Consider the following 17,182-nt stretch of genomic DNA (forward strand, 5'->3'; position numbering starts at 1 on the left):
ACATACGAGGTTATCGTTCCTCGTCCAAAAGACAGGCCTGCCATGTCCATTCAGTGAGATGAACGGATGTGCTCGGGGCGGAATCCCAGGCCGATGACGCGGCCCAGGAGGCGGCGTACCGGAAGGGGGATCCGGCGCGCGGCGGCGCCGATGGACCCCGCATCGGCGTCACCGGCGAGGACCTTGGCGATGATGCGGTTCTGGACCTGCACCTGGAGCGCCTGCGTGGCGGCCGTCGGATACCAGCGGCGGCGCCGCAGTTTCGCCAGGAGAGAACCCGGCACGGGGTCGAGCACCGGACGGCGCGTCGCCTGCGCTCTCACCAGAGGCCCGGTGACGAGGTTCCCGGCCGCGATCGCGTCCTGGATCGCCAGGTTGATCCCGACCCCGCCGATCGGCGACATGGCGTGCGCGGCGTCGCCGATGACCAGGAACCCGGGCAGGTGCCACCGCGGCAGCCGGTTGACGATCACGGTCAGCAGCTGGACGTCGTCGAAGGTGACCGTGCTCGTGTCGAGGTAGGGGAGCAGGTTGGTGATACTGGTGCGGAAGTCGTCGAGCCCGCGCGCCTTCAGGTCGTCGAAGCCGCCCTTGGGGATCAGGTAGGCCATCTGCCAGTAGTCGCCCCGGTTGAGCGACACCAGCGCGGTGCCCCGGCCCGGCCGCAGGAACACGTCGTCGGGGTGGCCGTCGTGGCGGGGGAGCCGGAACCACAGCACGTCCATCGGCGCCCCGATGTCGACCGGCTCGAACCCGACCGCCCTGCGCAGATCGCTCTGCCGCCCGTCGGCCGCGACGGTGAGCGCGGCCCGGATGTCGGTCCGCTTCCCGTGCGACTCGACCGTCACCCCGCGCACGGCGCCGTTCTCGCGGATCACCCCGACGGCCTTGGTCTCCATCATGAGCTGGAAGTTCGGGTACTTGTCGGCGGCCGTCGTGATCAGCTTCAGGAAGTCCCACTGGGGCACCATCGCCAGCCGCCGGTGCTTCCCGGGGAGCCCCCGGAAGTCGGCCATCGGGATGAACTCCTCGCCCGTGTAGAGCCCGAAGTACTCGAACGAGCGGTGCGGGATCGCGTTGAAGTCGTCGAGCAGCCCCAGTTCGTCGAGGACCTGGATCGTCGACGGATGGATCGTGTCGCCCCGGAAGTCCCGGAAGAAGTCGGCGTGCTTCTCCAGCAGGACGGTCTCGATCCCCGCCCGCGCCAGCAGCAGCCCGAGCATCGCCCCCGCGGGCCCGCCGCCCGCGATCACCACGGTGGTTTCCATAATTCCCTTCTACCCCGGGCAATCCATGAGAGGGCCTGCGGCGAATGGAGAATGTGAACGATGTCGTGCCCATCACCATCACGGGCCGCAGCCCAGAGCTCGATGAGCTGTTACTGCTGGTCGCCCGTGGCGACGAGACGGCTTTCGAGCGTCTGTACGATAGATTGATCGCTTCTGTGTTCGGATTGATCCGGCGGGTGGTCCGCGACCGCGCGCAGGCCGAAGAGGTCGCACAGGAGGTGATGGTCGAGGTCTGGCGCACCGCCGCCCGCTTCGACCCCGCCCGTGGCGGCGCCATGGCCTGGGTGATGACCGTGGCCCACCGCAGGGCGGTCGACCGCGTCCGGTCGGCGCAGGCGTCGACCGACCGGGAGAACCGGGTCGCCCAGATGGGCGGCGACGTCGCCTACGACCACGTGGCCGAGACGGTCACCACCCGCCTGGAGGGCGAACGGGTGCGCCGCTGCCTCGACGGACTGACCGAGCTGCAACGTCAGGCGGTGACGATGGCCTACTACGGCGGGTACAGCTATCCCGAGGTGGCGGGCCTCCTGAAGGTCCCCTTGGGAACCGTGAAGACGCGGATGCGTGATGGGCTGGTACGACTGCGAGACTGCATGGGGGTGGAGAGGTGAACGACGAGATCCACACCCTGTCCGGGGCCTACGCCCTGAACGCCCTGCCGCTGCGTGAGCTGGGCGAGTTCGAGGGTCACCTGTCGAGGTGCGAGACCTGCACGATCGAGGTCCGCGGCCTGCAGGCGACGGCGGCCCGGCTGGGCGTCGCCGTGGCCGAGGCCCCGCCACGGGCGCTGAAGTCACGGGTCATGGCCCAGATCGCCGAGGTCCGCCAGGAACCGCCGGTGGTCGAGGAGGACGAACCCGAGGTCGCCGAGGTGGTGCCGTTGCGCCGCAAGAGCGGCCGCTGGGCCCTGGCTCTGGCGGCGGTGTCCGCGGTGGCGGCGGTCTCGATCGGCGTGATCGCCATCAACGAGATCCAGGCACGTGACACGACGATCCAGGAGACCCAGAACCTCCTGGCCGCACCCGACGCGGTGGTCCGCAAGGTCCGCATGGTCGGCGGCGGGACGGCCACCGTGATCGCCTCCGGCGACTACAGGAAGGTCATGTTCACCTCCGACCTGCCACCGTTGGACCCGTCGAAGACGTACCAGATGTGGGTCATCGGCGGAGAGGTGATCCGCTCGGCGGGCCTGGTCGAGGGCGGCGGAGTCCGCACGGCGACCGTCGGCCTGCCAGCGGGCACGGAACACTTCGGCGTCACGGTCGAACCGGCCGGCGGCTCCCAGCAGCCCACCACCGAACCGATCATGCTCGCGAAGGTGATCTGACCGACCAGAAGGGCGGAACCCCACGGGGTTCCGCCCTTCTGTGTTTTCGGTGTCACTCTCCGCTAAGGTTGGCGGGAGTGTTGAACTTGTGTTGCATTAATGATGCACAGTTCGACTAGCCTGGGCGGGTGAAGACTTTTCCGTTCAGTGCGCTGGCGCGCGAGCGCAACGAGGTGTTCCCCCAACTCGACGCCGCTGACGTGCTGCTCGAACGGCGCGATGCGGAGAATGTGTGGCTCGTACGAGATGAGCGATACCAGGCCGCCCGAGGCGCGCTGCTCACCCTGGCCCGGTCGATGGCCATCGTCGCGCGGGCGAATCAGGCGCTCGCCGAAGAGGCGCTCAGCGAAGACCTTCCCTGGCTCGCCTGGCTGCCGGAATCGGAGCGGCTCCAGTGCGTCCGCGAACTGCTCGCCCACCTGCTCGCCGGGGCCGACACCGGTGAACTGCTGCCCTACGCGCGCGCCCGCAAGTCGTGGACTGCGACGGCGCTCGTGTGGAGCGACCCCGAGACCGCCCGCGAACTGGCGCATCCCTTCGACGGCTCAGGAGGGCGGATCATCCACGGTGCGGAATGACCGCGCGCGGTGACGAGATCCGGCGCCCCACGAAATGGCTGGTGCGCGCCGCGAACGCGAGGGCGGCCAAGTCGTGGCGCGAGCCGGCCGCGCAGGCGCCGGGAAACTGCGACCGCTGCTGGGTCGACATCACCACCGACCCCCGCCGCGTCAATGATCGGCAGCACCCCCTCGCAGGCGCGCTCGGCCGCGTGAAACACGAGGGCCGGGAACTCGAGCAGTGGCAGTACGAGGTCACCGCGGGCGGTCGGGTCTGGTATCTGATCGACGACTCGGAGCGAACGCTCTGGTTCACGAAGGTGGCGGCCGGACACCCCAAAGAGACGGAACGGCGCAGGAAGTGAGACCTCCGGGCGGCGGGTGTGCGCCGCCGCCCGGAAGGTCAACCGTGGGTGAGGATGCCGAGGGCGCGGAGCAGGCCCTCGGTGGCGCCGTTGCGGATGCGGGCGTACTCCGCTTCCGGGTACTGCCTGGGGCCGTCCTCCACCAACAGGATCAGGTAGAGGTAGGCCTGGTACATCGCGAAGCGGACCCGCGAGGTCGGGGTGAAGCCCGCCCGCCCGCCGCCCTCGTGGTAGCCCGCGAGGATCGGGTCGTCTCCGGACAGGTCGCCGAAGATGGTCGGGGTGACGAAGTCGGCCAGGGGGTCGCCCCAGAAGGCCCGCTCGTGGTCGATCAGCGCCTCGATCGAGCCGTCGGGGTTGAGGAAGACGTTTCCGGGCCAGATGTCGAAGTGGACCAGCGACGGCGTGTGCACGTCGTCGAGGGCCGCGGCGTTGCGGTGGAAGGCGCCGACCAGGTCGAGGATGGTCGCGGGGAGGCGGGTCTCCCATTTCACGGCGTCGTCCAGGATGGCGCCGATCATCTTCAGGAAGGCCTCGCGCCAGGTGCCGCCCGTCAGGCCCGCGTAGGGGTAGCCGAACACGCCCGAGCCCGGGATCCGGTGCAGGGTCGCCAGGTGGAAGCCCATCTCCCGCCGCAGTGACGCGTCGCGCGACGGGTCGGGGGCCGCGCGGTTCCACGGGGTGCCCGACAGCTTCGACAGGATCAGCCAGTCGCCGCCGATCTCCGGGTCGTCGAAGCCCGCGTGCAGGAGGGTGGCCGTCGGCAGGCCGGTGCCCTGGGCCAGGTGGTAGACCATGGCCTCGGTCCGGAGCAGGTCGCGCTCGTAGGTGAGCAGCGGCAGGTCCGGGGGAGGGCCGACCTTCAACACCACTTGGGAGTCGTCGTCGAGGCCGAGCCGCCAGACGGCGTTGGCGAAGCCGTCTGGCAGCTCTTCCGCGGACACGACGCCGGCGCCCAGGGCGCCGATCACGAGCGCGTCGAGTTCGGCGGTCGTCAGCGACCGCTTCGTTTTGCTGTCCATGACGTCGTCAGGCCACCGAGATGGTCCAGCTCGCCTCGTGCGTGTCGCCGGGCTTGAGGACGATCAGGTCGGTGCCGCTGTTGTAGGCGTCGGGCGGGCAGGTCATCGGCTCGACCGCGACGCCCTTGAAGCCCAGGCCCACGCCGTTGCAGACCTGGACCCACGGCAGCGACCCGTGGTCCCACGTCATGGCCACGCCGCCGCCGGGGCCGGAGACCACGACGCGGCCCTCGGTCAGCGCGGTGAACGCGTGGTCGATCGAGACGTCGCCGATGACGTGGGCCTCGCGGAAGTCGTATTCCGTGCCGTCGACCGCGACCAGCTCCGTGGGGGCGAGCAGCTCGTCGGTCAGGAAGACCTTGCCGGCGGGAAGCGACAGCGAGTACTGCGTCTCGTCGGGACCGGCCAGCAGCCAGGGGTGGGGGCCGCAGCCGTAGGGCGCGTTGGCGTCGCCGATGTTCTCGGCCTTCAGCGTGGTCTTCAGGCCCGATTCGTCGAGGACGTAGGTCGTGGTCAGCGCCAGGCGGTAGGGGTAGCCCTGGTGCGGTTCGAGCGTGTACGTCATGACCGCCGACGACCGGTGGTCTTCGATCGCGGTGAACTCGACGCACGCCCAGTGGGCGTCGGAGACGAAGCCGTGCAGCGCGTGGCCCCGGTCGGGCTCGTTGACGGGGAGCTCGAAGCACTCGTCGGCGAACACGTAGCGCGCCCCGACGACCCGGTTCGGCCACGGCGCCAGCACGGTGCCGTTGTAGAACTCGATCGGCCCGTCGATGGGCCGGCTCGGGATCAGGTCACGTCCACCGTGCGTGAGGGCCGACACGGCGCCGCCGAGTTCGGTGAGCTCCGCGCGGTAACCGCCGCCGAGGAGGGTGTACTGGGGCACGGGGGGTGTCCTTTCTCCGATGTACAGGGTCAAGGGTATGCGCCATGACAAAGGCCCAGCTCGGCAGCCTCTTGGCCGCCCGAGTGGGAGCGCTCCCACAACCTAGTGTCGTTGGGGTGGATGAGTCAACGAACAACGGCCAGGTCACCGCGGTTCGCCGGTCTCGATAAGAGCCCGGTACCAATGGGCGCTGTCTTTCGGAGTGCGCTTCTGCGTCTCGAAATCGACGTGCACGATTCCGAACCGCTGGGCGTATCCCTCGGCCCATTCGAAATTGTCGAGCAGCGACCACACGTGATATCCCTCGACGTTCGCCCCCGCTTTCATCGCGCGGTGCATCGCGCCGATGTGGCCGCGCAGATAACCGATCCGGTCGTCGTCGTGCACGCCGCCGTCGGCCGCCACCGCGTCGTCGGTCGCCAGGCCGTTTTCGGTGATGACGATCGGCACGCCGGGGTGGTCGCGGGTGACGCGCATCAGGATGTCGTGCAGGCCGTCGGGGTAGTCCTCCAGCCAGTTCGCCACCCTGACCGGGTGGCGGACGACACGCCGTTGGTCGGCGTCGATGAAGAGGGGCGTGTAGTACTGCACGCCGAGCACGTCCACCTTCTCGCTGATGATGTCGAGGTCTCCGGGCATGATCATGTCATGCCGGGTCATGGCCTCCTCCGGGTAGGTCCCCCTGAAGACGGGCTCCAGGTAGAGGCGGTTCTCGCGGGCGTCCTGGAGGCGGGCGGCCTCCTTCGCCTCGGGCGAGTCGTCGGCCGGGTACGTCGGGTGGAGGTTCAGCGCGGGGCCGATGCGGCGGCCCGGGTGGTTGTCGTGCAGGACGCGGGCGGCCAGGCCGTGGGCCAGCAGCAGGTGGTGGCAGGCGACCAGGGCGCGCTCGTCGTCGCTGATCCCGGGGGCGTGGATGCCCTGGCGGTAGCCGCAGTCGACGACCGTCTTCGGCTCGTTGATGGTGAGCCAGTCGCGGACGTGCAGGGCGTCGTACATGATCTCGGCGTATTCGGCGAAACGGTAGGCCGTGTCGCGGTTCTCCCAGCCGCCCTCGTCCTGGAGCGCCTGCGGCAGGTCCCAGTGGAAGAGGGTGACCATCGGGCGGATGCCGGCGCCGAGCAGGCCGTCGACCACGCGTTTGTAGTAGTCGAGGCCCTTGAGGTTGGGGCGGCCCGTGCCGGTGGGCTGGATGCGCGGCCAGGCGATCGAGAAGCGGTAGCTCTCCAGGCCGAGCTCGCGCATGAGCTCGATGTCGCGTTCGTAGCGGTGGTACTGGTCGGCGCCCGGGTCGCCGGTGTCGCCGTCCCGTACCTTCCCCGGGGTGGCGGCGAAGGTGTCCCAGACCGACACCCCCCTGCCGTCCTCCTTGGTGGCCCCCTCCACCTGGAAGGCGGAGGTCGCCGCCCCCCAGACGAAGTCGCGCGGGAAGCGTACGGGAGTCATGGTTCTCCTCGGTCGGTCTGCGGCGCAGGCGCCGGCGGCGCTGAGTGACATCAGCACAAATACACCACGCCGCGTTATTCCAACCATCTGCGCGGTTCTTCCAGCAACCGTTTGACCGCTCCGAGGAAGAGCGCGGCGTCCCTGCCGTTCACGACGCGGTGGTCGAAGGCGAGCCCGATGCGGACCGTCTGGCGGACCGTGAAACCTTCATCGGCCGGGTGGACCTCCTGCTGGGCCGAGGCGAGCGACAGGGCCGCCACGTGGCCGGGGTAGATGATCGGCACCGCGAGCTCCACGCCCGGCTCGGTGTGCAGGGTGACGGCGATGTTGGCGCCCACGAGGTCGCGTTCGCGGAAGCTGCCGCGCAGCGCGGTCATCCGGTAGTCCATGAGCTCGCGGGCCACCGCGTCGAGCGGACGCGCGTCCGCGTCGCGGACGACCGGCACGAACAGCCCCTTGCCCACGTCGATCGTGACACCGACGTGCGAGCCCTCGGCGAGCCTGATCCGGCCGTCGCCGAGCCACTCGGAGAACAGGTACGGGAACTCGGCCCGCTGGTCGGCGACCGCCTTGACCAGCAGCTCCGACAGGCCGATCAACGTCCGGGCGTGCTTGGACAGATCCCGGGTGAGCTTGGCCGTGTCGGTCACGTCGGCCTTGACCACCGTGAACGCGGCCGGGATGGTCTGGTGCGACAGCACGACCACGTCGGCCGCCTGACGCTGCGCCTTCGGCAGCCGGACGATCTCCCGGGGGTCGGACAGCGCCTCGACGTCCTCGGCCCTGACCACCTTCTTGCCCAGCGAGCGGACCCGCTCCAGCGTGATGCCGTGCCGCTCGATGAGCACCTGCGCGGGGCGGGTGATCACGACGTCGATCTCCCCCGAAGCCAGCGGCGGGACCTCCGGCACGACCGGCTCAGCGATCTCAACTGCCGGGCCGGCGGCGATCGGCCCGCCCCGCCCCCCGGTCTCCGGCGCGGCCCCGACGAGGGCGATCAGTTGTCCCGGCTGGCAATCTCCCGAGCTCACCCTGATCGCCAGAGTTCCGTCGGCGGGGCTTTCCAGTTCCTCGGCCGTCTTGGAGGTCTCGATGACCACCAGGGGATCGCCCTGTTTCACCTCCGAGCCGTCGGCCGCGAGCCATTCGACGAGGATGTAACTGTCATCGTTGTTGTTCAGCTTGGGAATGCGGAATTCGGTCATCGGCTGATGGCTCTTCGGATGTCGGTGGCCTGGACGGTGCAACGGGCCTCGAGATGGGCGGCCGTCGGGATGATCGAGTCGGGCGCCGAGATGTGCGTGATCGGCGCGGTCAGTCGGCCCCACAGCCTCTCGTGCAGCAGCCGGGCCACCTCCGCGCCCCACGTGCCCCCGGCGGTGCCGTCTTCGGCGACGTGCACCCGCTTGGCCGACTGGAGGATGTCGGCGACGGGGGTCACGTCGAGGGGGTGGAGGCGGGCGGGGACGAGCAGCGTACAGGCGATCTCGTCTTCGAGCAGGAGGTCGCGCAGGGCCGGAAGGGCGCGGTCGGTGAGGCCGCCCGGGGCGATGAGCACGTCGTCGGTGTCGTGTTCGGCGCGGATGACCGCCCAGCCGTCGCGCAGCTCGAAGGTGTGCAGGCCGTCGCCGCCGCTGAGCATCGGCTTGGTGTAGAGGACCTTGTCCTCGAAGAACACGGCCGGGCGCCCGCTGCCGAAGATCTCGGTGAACAGGTGCTCGGCGTCGTGGAAGGGGCTCATCTCGTACACGGACAGGCCGGGGACGCCGATGAAGTGCTTCTGCAGGCTCTGGCTGTGCGTCGGCCCGTAGCCGCGGCGGCCGCCGGTGGGGAGACGCACGATCAGCGGTACGTCCACCTTCCGGCCGTACATGGTGGTCGACTTGGCGGCGAAGTTCACGAGCTGGTCGAAGGCCAGCGTGGCGAAGTCGCCGAACATGATCTCCACGATGGCCCGGTCGCCCGCGAGGGCCAGCCCGGCGCCGACGCCGACGATGCCCCCTTCGGCCAGCGGCGTCGACACGACGCGCGGGCCGAACCGGTCGGACAGCCCCTTGGTGATCTTGAACGCGCCGCCGTACGGATCGGAGATGTCCTCGCCCAGCACGTGGACCGACGGGTCCTTCTCCATGACCAGGTGCAACGCCTGGTTGAGGTGTTCGGCGACTCTCATGACCACTCCGACAGGGGCCGGGCCAGCACGTTCTCGACCGCGGCGTCGATGAACGCCCGCTCGATCTCCTCCGCCGCCGCGACCTGCGCGGGGAAGTCGCGCAGATAGTGCGCGTACCAGTCACCGGCGGCGGCCTCGGCCAGCTCGGCGGGGGTCCGGGTGTCGTCGCCCTTGCTATGCGGCCCGGCCCGGTGGACGGACACCTCGAAGACGGCCGGCCGCTTCTCCTCCCGGACCCGGCGCAGCAGCGGCTCCAGCGAGGAGCGGACCACGTTGACGTCGACGGACTCGACCCGCTGGTGCAGCACCCCGAACCCGGCGCAGCGGCCCGCGATCGAGCCCGCCATCTGGTGGACGGTCGGCGTCGACTGGGCGATCCGGTTGTGCTCGACGACGACCAGCAGCGGCGCACCCCAGAGCTGGGCCATGTTGAGGGCCTCGTACACCGAGCCCTCACCCCACGTGCCGTCGCCGATGTACGCGCAGGCGATCCCGTCGCCGGTCCGCCTGTGCCTCAGCGCGACCCCGACCGCGACCGGCAGCGACTCGCCCTGGACGCCGGTCGACAGGAACCGCTCGTGGTAGATGTGCTGGCTGCCGCCGACCCCGTTGCAGAGCGCGCCCTCGCGGCCGGTGATCTCGGCGAGCAGGGCGTGCGGCTCGTCGTACCGGGCGAGGAAGTGGCCGTGCCCCCGGTGGTTGCTGAACACGTGGTCCTCCGGCCGCAGCAGCGCGCTGACCGCGACCGGGACGTGCTCCTGACCCAGGCAGGTGTGCGTGGTGCCGTTCAGGCGGCCCTGTTCGAACAGGCGCAGCAGGGCCTTCTCGAAGTGCCGGATCCGCAGCATCCGCGACAGATCGGCCTCGGACACGGGCGTCAGGGTGCGTTCCCGCACCGCTCCGATCATGACTGTGACTCCTTAGCGCGGGCCGCCGCGAGCGCCGCCAGGGCGGCGAGGCGCCGGTTGGGGCGCAGCGTGGTGAGGTGGGTCTCCAACGCGGCGGCGTCGAGTGAGGCGATGAAGCCGAGCGCGGCCTTGCGCGACCGGCGGGCCAGGTGGCGGTGCAGGTCGGCGTCGCCGATCACCGGGTCGAGCGCGTTCAGCCAGGGCCCGAGGTCCTGGGCGGGCACGACCGGCACCGGCCTGGCCTGGCCGACCGACTCGTAGCGTTCGATGCTCCGCACGGGGACCGAGTAGGGCACGCCGAGCTTGGCCTCGGAGAGGCCCCCGACCGCGCTGGCGATCACCGGGACTCCCCGGGCCATCGCCTCGACGCAGGCGTACCCGAAGGTCTCGTCCCAGAGCGACGGCATGAGCAGGACCTTCGCCCGCGACAGGATGTCGTCGATGTCGTCGGACGGCTGCCCGATCTCGATGTTCGGCCGTTTCCGCAGCTCGTCGAGGTCCTCCGAGGTGGTTCCCCACGTGGGGACGGCCAGGAACCGGACCCGGGGCCGCGCGTCGGCGAGCCCGAGCAGGACGCTCAGGCCCTTGTAGCCGCACGGGTTGATCATCGTGACCAGGTCCCCGCCGGTCAGCTCCGGTGGATCTCCGTAAATATGCGGATAAATCAGCGTGGACGAGATCTCGCCCCACTTCTGGAGGTACGCCCCCGCCGCCTGGCTCACCGCCACGACCGACGCCGACCGCTTCACCATCCGCGTCCCGGCCGCGCTCGGGTAGAACGCGCCGGGGCCGAACGGCAGCTGCTGCAGCGTGTGGGCCAGATAGACGACCCGCTCGGGGGTCGCCTTCAGCGCGGCGCCGAGCACGATGAGCCCGGGGTCGTCGGAGGGGACCAGCGTCCAGTCGGGGGTGACCGAGGCGGCCACCTCGCCGATCTCCCGCGCCAGCAGCGACGCTCGCGTGACCACGTGCGCCCGCACCCCGTGGTACCGGTATTCCAGGACGTCGGGGGTGGCCGAGGTGACCTCGGCGCCCAGTCCCTTCAGGTACGTCACGTGATCGTCGATCGAGGTGTCCCGCAGGGCGCCGCTCATGGGCGCCACGACGTGGCACTCGTGGCCGCGCTCGGCGAGCTGCTCCATCATGATCCGGTTGGACTTGTTCGCCCCGCCGTGGCTGGGCAGATGGAACATGTTCTGGGCGAGCAGGATCCTCATGCGTCGGAGAGCAGTTCGTTGATCTCGTCGTCCGACATGCCGTCGAGCTGCTTCAGCAGGGCGGCCAGCTCGTCGTCGTCCACGGCCGCGATCCGGCCCTGGTCGATCGCCTTCGCCGCCTCCGTGACCGTGAAACCGCTGGCGAACAGCACGTCGATGGGTAACTCGACGCCGAACTGCTCCTCGACCCGCGCCAGGAACTGGACCATCGTCAGCGACTGGCCGCCGAGTTCGAAGAAGTCGTCGTCGTTCGACGGCGGAGCCTGGCCGAGCAGCTCGGTCCAGATCTCGGCGACGGCGGATTCGGTGGGGGTCATGCGGAGGTTCCCTTCAGTTCAGCGATTCCGACCAGATCGTCGGGTTCGGCGTCGGGCGTGTCCCGGTCGAAGTTCCGGAGCGCCCGGTGCCTCAATGCGATCATGATCGTGGCGGCCATGGCCAGACCGCAGATCAGATAGAGCAGGCCGATGCCGCGTCCCTCGCCCACCCCGATCACGGCGCCGACGGTCGAGGCCAGCGCGCCGTCCTCCCGCAGCAGCGGGACGAACACCAGACCGGCCAGCCACGCCTGGACGGCCAAGCCGATGGGCTGGGTCGACATGGCCAGCATCTGGTTGATGGCGATCACTCGTGCGTGGTAGCGCTGGGGCACCTTCGAGTGGATGATCGTGATCCAGATGCCGTCGCTGATCGTCATGAACAGCGCCATCCCGGCCGCGCCGATCGCCACCAGCGGCAGCCAGGGCCGCAGGCCCATCGAGAAGGCGAACAGCGCCACGACCCCCACGGCCGCGAGCATCCCGAACATCCGGCGGCGGCGCGGCCCGCCCCAGATCGAGATCACGAAACCACCCGTCACCGCACCCGCGGCGGCCACGAGGGCGACGGTCCCGGTGTCGCCGAGGTCGCCCATCGAGAGCACCAGCGGCGAGATCATCGTGAACGCGGTGAACAGGAAGAAGTTGACGGCGAACATGGTGATCGCCATCGCCCGCAGGCCCGGCCGCCGCCACAGGTAGGTGAAGCCGTTGCGGATCTCCGCGCCGACCGACTCGCGCCGCGTCCAGGCCATCGCCTTGGGGAACGGGGTGAGCAGGGTGACGGTCACGGCGAGCAGGTAGCAGACGACGTTGGCGATCAGGATCCCGTTCAGGCCGATCGCCGCGAGCACCCCGACCGCGAACAGCGGGACCATCAGGCGGCCGACGGCGTTGCCGAGCTGGAGCACGCCACCGGCGTGACCGAGGTAGTGCTTGGGCGCGAGTTGGGGCACGGCCGACGCCCAGGCCAGGCGTTGCACGGTGAGCGCGACGCTGAGCAGGACGAGGATGCCGTACAAGGCGGGCATCGGGAGCGTGTCGGTGAGCAGGAGCCCCAGCATGAGCGCCTGGAGCCCCAGGCAGGCGCCGTCACCGATGAGCATCGCCTTACGCCGGTCGCTGCGGTCGACCAGCGCGCCGACCAGCGGGGAGAGCAACAGGCCCGGCACCAGCGCGATGATCGCGAACAGGCTGAACTGGAGCAGCGAGCCGGTCTTCAGATAGGCCCAGATCGGGACGGCGAACTCGGTCATCGCCGTGCCGATCATCGACACGGTCTGACCGGCGGCGACCCGGAGGAACCGGCCGAGCGTGGCCTCGGTCGGCGGCTTCTCCCGGGAGACCGCCTCCTTGCGCCACGTCGCCTCGGAGTGGGGGCCGTCGAGGTCGGTGTGGACCTTGGTGATGATCCTGGCCAGTTCCTCGGCGCGGTAGCGGAGGAAGTAGTGGCCGGCCTCGTCGATCACCACGAGGGCCGTCGTCCTGGCGGTGACGTGCCAGTCGCGGTAGCGCTCCTCGTAGAAGTCGGTGATCGGGTCGCGGCTGCCGACGATCGAGATCACCGGGGCGTTCAGCGGGGTGGCGCCGTCGTCGATGAGCCGGGTGAAGTAGGCCTCGCCCGCCTTCGCGTCGGAGCGCATGGTGGTGACGATGCGCTCGACCTCGTCGACGCCGAGGCCGTCGAGGTCGGCGCCGATGGCGCGCAGCCAGTTGGCCTCGGAGTTGTTGTTCCGCAGCCTGCGGTTGTTGAAGTAGTGCTTGTTCAGCAGGCCGCTCAGGCCCTTGGTCGGGACGGCGAACGGGAAGCTGCCGGCGATGTAGACGGCGTCGATCTCCCGGCCGGATCTCTCGACACGGCGGGCGATCTCGGTCGTGAGGGCGCTGCCGACGCAGTGGCCGTACAGGACCAGAGGGCCTTTGACCTTGGCCAGGATCTCTTCGCAGATCTTCTCGGCGGCCTCGTCGAAGGGGAGGATCTCCTCGTCGACGCCGAGTTCGTGTCCGGGGAGGGCGACGGCCTGGAGCGCGACGCCCTTGGGTAACGCCTCGGCGAGCGCCTGGTAGACGACGGCGCTGCCGCCGCCGTAGGGGACGCAGACGAGGGTCATCGTGGGGGCGGCGATCGGCTTGGTGAGCCGGACCAGGAGGCCGTTCGACTCCTCGGCGGGGCCGTCGACCAGGGCGGCGAGGGCCGCGACGGTCCGGTTGGCGAGGGCGTCGACCACGCTGATCGGCTTGTCCGGCATGGTCTGGCGGAGCTTGGCGATCATGCGGATGAGCAGCAGAGAATGGCCGCCGAGCGCCATGAAGTCGTCTTCGACGCCGACCGTCTCGAGGTTGAGAACCTCCTTCCAGACGTCGGCGATCCTCTGTTCGGTCTCTGTACGAGGTTCGACGGTCGTTTTTAGAGCTGCCTTCGGTACGGGAAGGGCCTTCCGGTCGACCTTCCCGTTCGCGTTGAGCGGCATCCGGTCGAGCTCGGTGAAGACCACCGGGACCATGTATTCGGGCAGCCTGAGCGCGCAGTGCTCGGCCAGGTCCCGGACCGGGCCTTCCGCCGGCACGTAGTAGGCCACCAGTCGTTCCTCGTGCACCGCCGCCACCGCGTCCCGCACGCCGGGATGGTCGAGGAGCGCGGCCCTGACCTCGTCCAGCTCGATGCGGTAACCGCGGATCTTCACCTGGTCGTCGAACCGGCCGAGGAACGCCACGTTCCCGTCGGGCAGCCAGTGGACCCGGTCGCCCGTCTTGTAGACGCGTTCACCCTCGAACTCCACGAACCGTTCGGCGGTCAGGTCCGGTCGGTTCACGTAGCCACGGGTGACGCCGACTCCGCCGACGTACAGTTCGCCCGGGACGCCCGCGGGAAGCAGGCGGCGGTGCGGGTCGAGAACGAACATGCGCATGTTGGGCAGCGGCGCCCCGATGGGGACGACCTCGTGGTGCTGCCGGTGGGTGACCGGGTAGACGCACGTGCCGACGGTGGCCTCGGTGGGGCCGTACTCGTTGATCAGCCGTCCGGGGCCCAGAATTTCGAGCCACCGGTCGGCCAGGGACCCCGGCAGGGCCTCGCCCGCGACGACGATCACCTCGGCGAGCCGCGCCGCCCGGGTGTCGTCGAGCTGGTGGCCCAGGACCTCTAGATGGCCCGGGGTGAGCTTGATGAAGCTGAAGGTGTGGTCGCTCAGCAGGTCGCCGAGCGCGCCCATGTCGAAGTCCTGGTCGAGGATCGTCACGGTCTGCCCGGTGACGAGGGGCGCCCACAGGTTGGGCACGACCAGGTCGAAGGCGACCGAGCCGAGCAGCGGCGCGCCGCCCGAGCCGCGCGAGGCGAGCTCCTCCACGGCCCACCAGACGTGGTTGACCAGCCCTCGGTGGGTGACCTGGACCCCCTTCGGCTTTCCGGTCGAGCCCGAGGTGAAGATCAGGTAGGCCAGCCCGTCGAGATCGATCGGAACGTCGACGGGGGTGGTGTCGCCGTCGATCGCGGCGACTTCGATGATCTTAGGGCCGTCGAAGCGGGTGACGTACTTCCGCTCGGTCAGCACCAGCGAGGTGGCCGCGGTTTCGAGCATGTCGGCGATCCGCTGCGGGGGGAACGCGGGGTCCATCGGCACGTACGCCGCCCCCGCCAGCCACACGCCCAGCAGCGACGCGATCAGGTCGGGGGAGCGGTCGAGCAGCACCCCGACCGTGCTCTCCGGCGTGACCCCCTCGTCGATCAGGCGACGGGCGATCTGGTGGGCGCGGGCGTGCAGATCGGCGTAGCTCTGGGCGGTTCCGTGGAAGACCGTCGCGGTCGCCGACGAGTCGCGATGCTCGGCGAGCAACAAAGGGAGCGCTCTCTCGGGATACGATTTCGCCGAGTCGTTCCACGCCCCGAGGATCGTGTCGCGCTCGTCCGGGGTGACCAGGTCGAGCTCCGCCAGCGTGGCCGCCGGGTTCGCGGCGATCTGGGCCGCGAGGTGGTGGTAGTGGCCCACCATCCGGTCGACGTCGTCGTCGTCGAGCAGGTCGCGCCGGTAGGTGAAGTCGAGCCCGGTGACGTCGCCGTCGAGGTGGACGAGCAGCGACAGCTCGTAGCCCTGGTGGTCGACCTCGTGGTCCCAGATGGAGGCGGTCAGGCCGGGCCAGTCGCCGCCGCGCTGGTCGCGGAACCCGCGCAGCGAGAAGCTGACCGGCAGCTTCAGGTCGACGGCGTCGGCCAGCACCGACAGCGGCAGCTGGTTGCTCAGCGCGCCGCCGACGGCCTTCCTGACCCGGGCCGCGACCTCGGCGAACGAGGGGTCGCCGGACAGGTCGCCGTGGATGGGCACCGCGTTGACGAAGCACCCCACGACGCCTTCGAGCTCACGCCTCCTGCGCCCGCCGTTGGTGGTCGCCAGGGTGACCCCGTCGGCGCCGGTGTAGCGGGCCAGCAGCATCGAGAACACCGCCAGCAGGGCGGTGAACGGCGTGGTGCCCGGCCCGCCGGCGGCCTGCAGCGCGGCGAGCGTGCCCGGGGCGAGCAGACTCCAGTTCGTGTGTGTACGCCGTCCGTCGGGCACCGGCCGTTCGCGCCGCATCGGCAGGTCGACCGGGTCCGTGCCACCGAGGGCGTTCCGCCAGTAGGCCGCGCGGCGGTCGAGCGTCTCGGGGGTGAGCTCGGCACGCGACCAGGCGGCGTAGTCGGCGTACTGGACCGGGATCGGCGGCAGCGCGGCAGGGGCGCCTGAAACGGGGCCGTCGAGCGCGGTCGCGCCGAGCGCCGAGGCATCCAGCGGCGGGGCGTCCAGCGGCGGGGCGTCGAGTGCTGAGGCGCCGAGTGCTGAGGCGCCGAGCGTCGAGGCATCCAGCGCAGAGGCGTCGAGGGCGCCTTTGTACAGCGTCGCCAGTTCGTCGGCGAGGATGCCCATCGACCAGCCGTCGGCGGCGATGTGGTGGCACACGACGAGCAGCGCGTGCGAGTCCTCCGCCAGGCGGATCAGGGTGGCCGCGACGACCGGCCCCGCCTCCAGGTCGAACCTGCGGGTCACGGCCTCGGCGGTGATCTCGTCGGCCAGATCCGGGGTGCCGTAGAACTCCAGCGGCATCGGGAAGGGCTCCAGCACGACCTGGCGCGGTTCGCCGCCGTCGACGGCCTGGTCGCCGGGAGTCGCGTAAACGGTACGCAGGCTCTCGTGTCGGGCGATCAGGGCGTCGAGTGCGGAGGTCAGCGCCGGGACGTCGAGGGGCCCGTCGAGTTTGAGCCCCAGCGTCGCGTTGGGGGCGGGGGCCGCGCCGTCGAGGTGCGTGCCGAGCCACATCTGGCGCTGCTCGTAGGAGCAGACGAGGGGGCCCTGGTCACGGGGGACGGCCGGGATGGGGGACTTCGGGCGCGCGGTGAGCAGGCGCGCGAGGGCCGCCTGGCGCGAGGGGGAGAGCCCGCCGAGGGAGCTACGGGGCGCGGACTCGGGTGTGGATGTGGACGTCACTGCCACGGAGTGGCCTTTCTTTGAACGGTCCAAGGCAACCCGAAAAAGGCCGGCGCGATAAGCGTCCACCTAATGTTGCGCTGAGTTGCAGAAACTTGCGGAACCCAATTAACCGATATGGGAGCGCTCCCACCACACTCCCACAAGAGATTAAACGAATCCATTAGCCGCGCGCAAGTGCACGCCACGGCCCGCTCTGGAATGTCGTCTTACCCGTGA

At 70.0% G+C, this 17,182-nt stretch carries 14 protein-coding genes; 4 read left to right on the top strand and 10 right to left on the bottom strand.

Annotated features, from left to right (window positions below; genetic code table 11):
- Window positions 1–50: 50 nt before the first annotated feature.
- Entirely contained in the window at window positions 51–1,268 is a 1,218-nt protein-coding gene (locus ACYQ78_RS05110) for an FAD-dependent oxidoreductase (RefSeq protein WP_459799490.1), read from the bottom strand.
- A gap of 44 nt (window positions 1,269–1,312) precedes the next feature.
- Here ACYQ78_RS05110 and sigK point away from each other — a divergent pair, with 44 nt between their 5' ends.
- The 4 genes from sigK to ACYQ78_RS05130 all read left to right on the top strand — a co-directional run bounded on the left by sigK (window position 1,313) and on the right by ACYQ78_RS05130 (window position 3,541).
- Complete coding sequence (sigK, locus tag ACYQ78_RS05115) at window positions 1,313–1,903, top strand: ECF RNA polymerase sigma factor SigK (RefSeq protein ID WP_459799491.1); 591 nt, start codon at window positions 1,313–1,315, stop codon at window positions 1,901–1,903.
- Window positions 1,900–2,619, top strand: a complete 720-nt coding sequence (locus ACYQ78_RS05120) for an anti-sigma factor (protein WP_459799492.1) — start codon at window positions 1,900–1,902, stop codon at window positions 2,617–2,619. The genes sigK and ACYQ78_RS05120 overlap by 4 nt, the downstream gene beginning before the upstream one ends.
- A gap of 128 nt (window positions 2,620–2,747) precedes the next feature.
- Entirely contained in the window at window positions 2,748–3,197 is a 450-nt protein-coding gene (locus ACYQ78_RS05125) for a hypothetical protein (RefSeq protein WP_459799493.1), read from the top strand.
- Window positions 3,194–3,541 carry a hypothetical protein gene (locus ACYQ78_RS05130; protein WP_459799494.1) on the top strand — a complete coding sequence of 116 codons (348 nt, stop codon included), beginning with the start codon at window positions 3,194–3,196 and terminating at the stop codon, window positions 3,539–3,541. The genes ACYQ78_RS05125 and ACYQ78_RS05130 overlap by 4 nt, the downstream gene beginning before the upstream one ends.
- Before the next feature lie 38 nt (window positions 3,542–3,579).
- On the opposite strand, the gene ACYQ78_RS05135 is transcribed toward ACYQ78_RS05130, so the two are convergent.
- The 9 genes from ACYQ78_RS05135 to ACYQ78_RS05175 all read right to left on the bottom strand — a co-directional run bounded on the left by ACYQ78_RS05135 (window position 3,580) and on the right by ACYQ78_RS05175 (window position 16,969).
- The gene (locus tag ACYQ78_RS05135) at window positions 3,580–4,563 is read right to left on the bottom strand and encodes a phosphotransferase family protein (RefSeq protein WP_459799495.1); all 984 of its coding nucleotides are present in this window, start codon (window positions 4,561–4,563) and stop codon (window positions 3,580–3,582) included.
- Between the two features lie 7 nt (window positions 4,564–4,570).
- Window positions 4,571–5,449 carry an aldose 1-epimerase family protein gene (locus ACYQ78_RS05140; RefSeq protein WP_459799496.1) on the bottom strand — a complete coding sequence of 293 codons (879 nt, stop codon included), beginning with the start codon at window positions 5,447–5,449 and terminating at the stop codon, window positions 4,571–4,573.
- A 144-nt stretch (window positions 5,450–5,593) separates the two neighbouring features.
- Window positions 5,594–6,892 (bottom strand): GH1 family beta-glucosidase, encoded by a 1,299-nt coding sequence (locus ACYQ78_RS05145; protein WP_459799497.1) that lies wholly within the window; start codon window positions 6,890–6,892, stop codon window positions 5,594–5,596.
- Window positions 6,893–6,966: 74 nt separating this feature from the next.
- The gene (locus ACYQ78_RS05150) at window positions 6,967–8,097 is read right to left on the bottom strand and encodes a 2-oxo acid dehydrogenase subunit E2 (protein WP_459799498.1); all 1,131 of its coding nucleotides are present in this window, start codon (window positions 8,095–8,097) and stop codon (window positions 6,967–6,969) included.
- On the bottom strand, window positions 8,094–9,065 hold the full coding sequence (locus ACYQ78_RS05155; protein WP_459799499.1) for an alpha-ketoacid dehydrogenase subunit beta: 972 nt from the start codon (window positions 9,063–9,065) through the stop codon (window positions 8,094–8,096). Before ACYQ78_RS05155 ends, ACYQ78_RS05150 begins: the two co-directional genes overlap by 4 nt.
- A complete protein-coding gene (locus ACYQ78_RS05160; protein WP_459799500.1) occupies window positions 9,062–9,973 on the bottom strand; it encodes a thiamine pyrophosphate-dependent dehydrogenase E1 component subunit alpha in 912 nt (303 codons plus the stop codon). The genes ACYQ78_RS05155 and ACYQ78_RS05160 overlap by 4 nt, the downstream gene beginning before the upstream one ends.
- Window positions 9,970–11,190 carry a glycosyltransferase family 4 protein gene (locus ACYQ78_RS05165; protein WP_459799501.1) on the bottom strand — a complete coding sequence of 407 codons (1,221 nt, stop codon included), beginning with the start codon at window positions 11,188–11,190 and terminating at the stop codon, window positions 9,970–9,972. Before ACYQ78_RS05165 ends, ACYQ78_RS05160 begins: the two co-directional genes overlap by 4 nt.
- Complete coding sequence (locus tag ACYQ78_RS05170) at window positions 11,187–11,507, bottom strand: phosphopantetheine-binding protein (protein WP_459799502.1); 321 nt, start codon at window positions 11,505–11,507, stop codon at window positions 11,187–11,189. The genes ACYQ78_RS05165 and ACYQ78_RS05170 overlap by 4 nt, the downstream gene beginning before the upstream one ends.
- Complete coding sequence (locus tag ACYQ78_RS05175) at window positions 11,504–16,969, bottom strand: amino acid adenylation domain-containing protein (RefSeq protein WP_459799503.1); 5,466 nt, start codon at window positions 16,967–16,969, stop codon at window positions 11,504–11,506. The genes ACYQ78_RS05170 and ACYQ78_RS05175 overlap by 4 nt, the downstream gene beginning before the upstream one ends.
- Between the last annotated feature and the right edge of the window lie 213 nt (window positions 16,970–17,182).

This window comes from Herbidospora sp. RD11066 (assembly GCF_054661255.1).

Coding starts and splice junctions, on each gene's coding strand:
- ACYQ78_RS05130 (WP_459799494.1), top strand. CDS start 3,194: ATGACCGCGCGCGGTGACGAGATCCGGCGCCCCACGAAATGGCTGGTG.
- sigK (WP_459799491.1), top strand. CDS start 1,313: ATGGAGAATGTGAACGATGTCGTGCCCATCACCATCACGGGCCGCAGC.
- ACYQ78_RS05160 (WP_459799500.1), bottom strand. CDS start 9,973: ATGATCGGAGCGGTGCGGGAACGCACCCTGACGCCCGTGTCCGAGGCC.
- ACYQ78_RS05110 (WP_459799490.1), bottom strand. CDS start 1,268: ATGGAAACCACCGTGGTGATCGCGGGCGGCGGGCCCGCGGGGGCGATG.
- ACYQ78_RS05135 (WP_459799495.1), bottom strand. CDS start 4,563: ATGGACAGCAAAACGAAGCGGTCGCTGACGACCGCCGAACTCGACGCG.
- ACYQ78_RS05145 (WP_459799497.1), bottom strand. CDS start 6,892: ATGACTCCCGTACGCTTCCCGCGCGACTTCGTCTGGGGGGCGGCGACC.
- ACYQ78_RS05165 (WP_459799501.1), bottom strand. CDS start 11,190: ATGAGGATCCTGCTCGCCCAGAACATGTTCCATCTGCCCAGCCACGGC.
- ACYQ78_RS05150 (WP_459799498.1), bottom strand. CDS start 8,097: ATGACCGAATTCCGCATTCCCAAGCTGAACAACAACGATGACAGTTAC.
- ACYQ78_RS05170 (WP_459799502.1), bottom strand. CDS start 11,507: ATGACCCCCACCGAATCCGCCGTCGCCGAGATCTGGACCGAGCTGCTC.
- ACYQ78_RS05155 (WP_459799499.1), bottom strand. CDS start 9,065: ATGAGAGTCGCCGAACACCTCAACCAGGCGTTGCACCTGGTCATGGAG.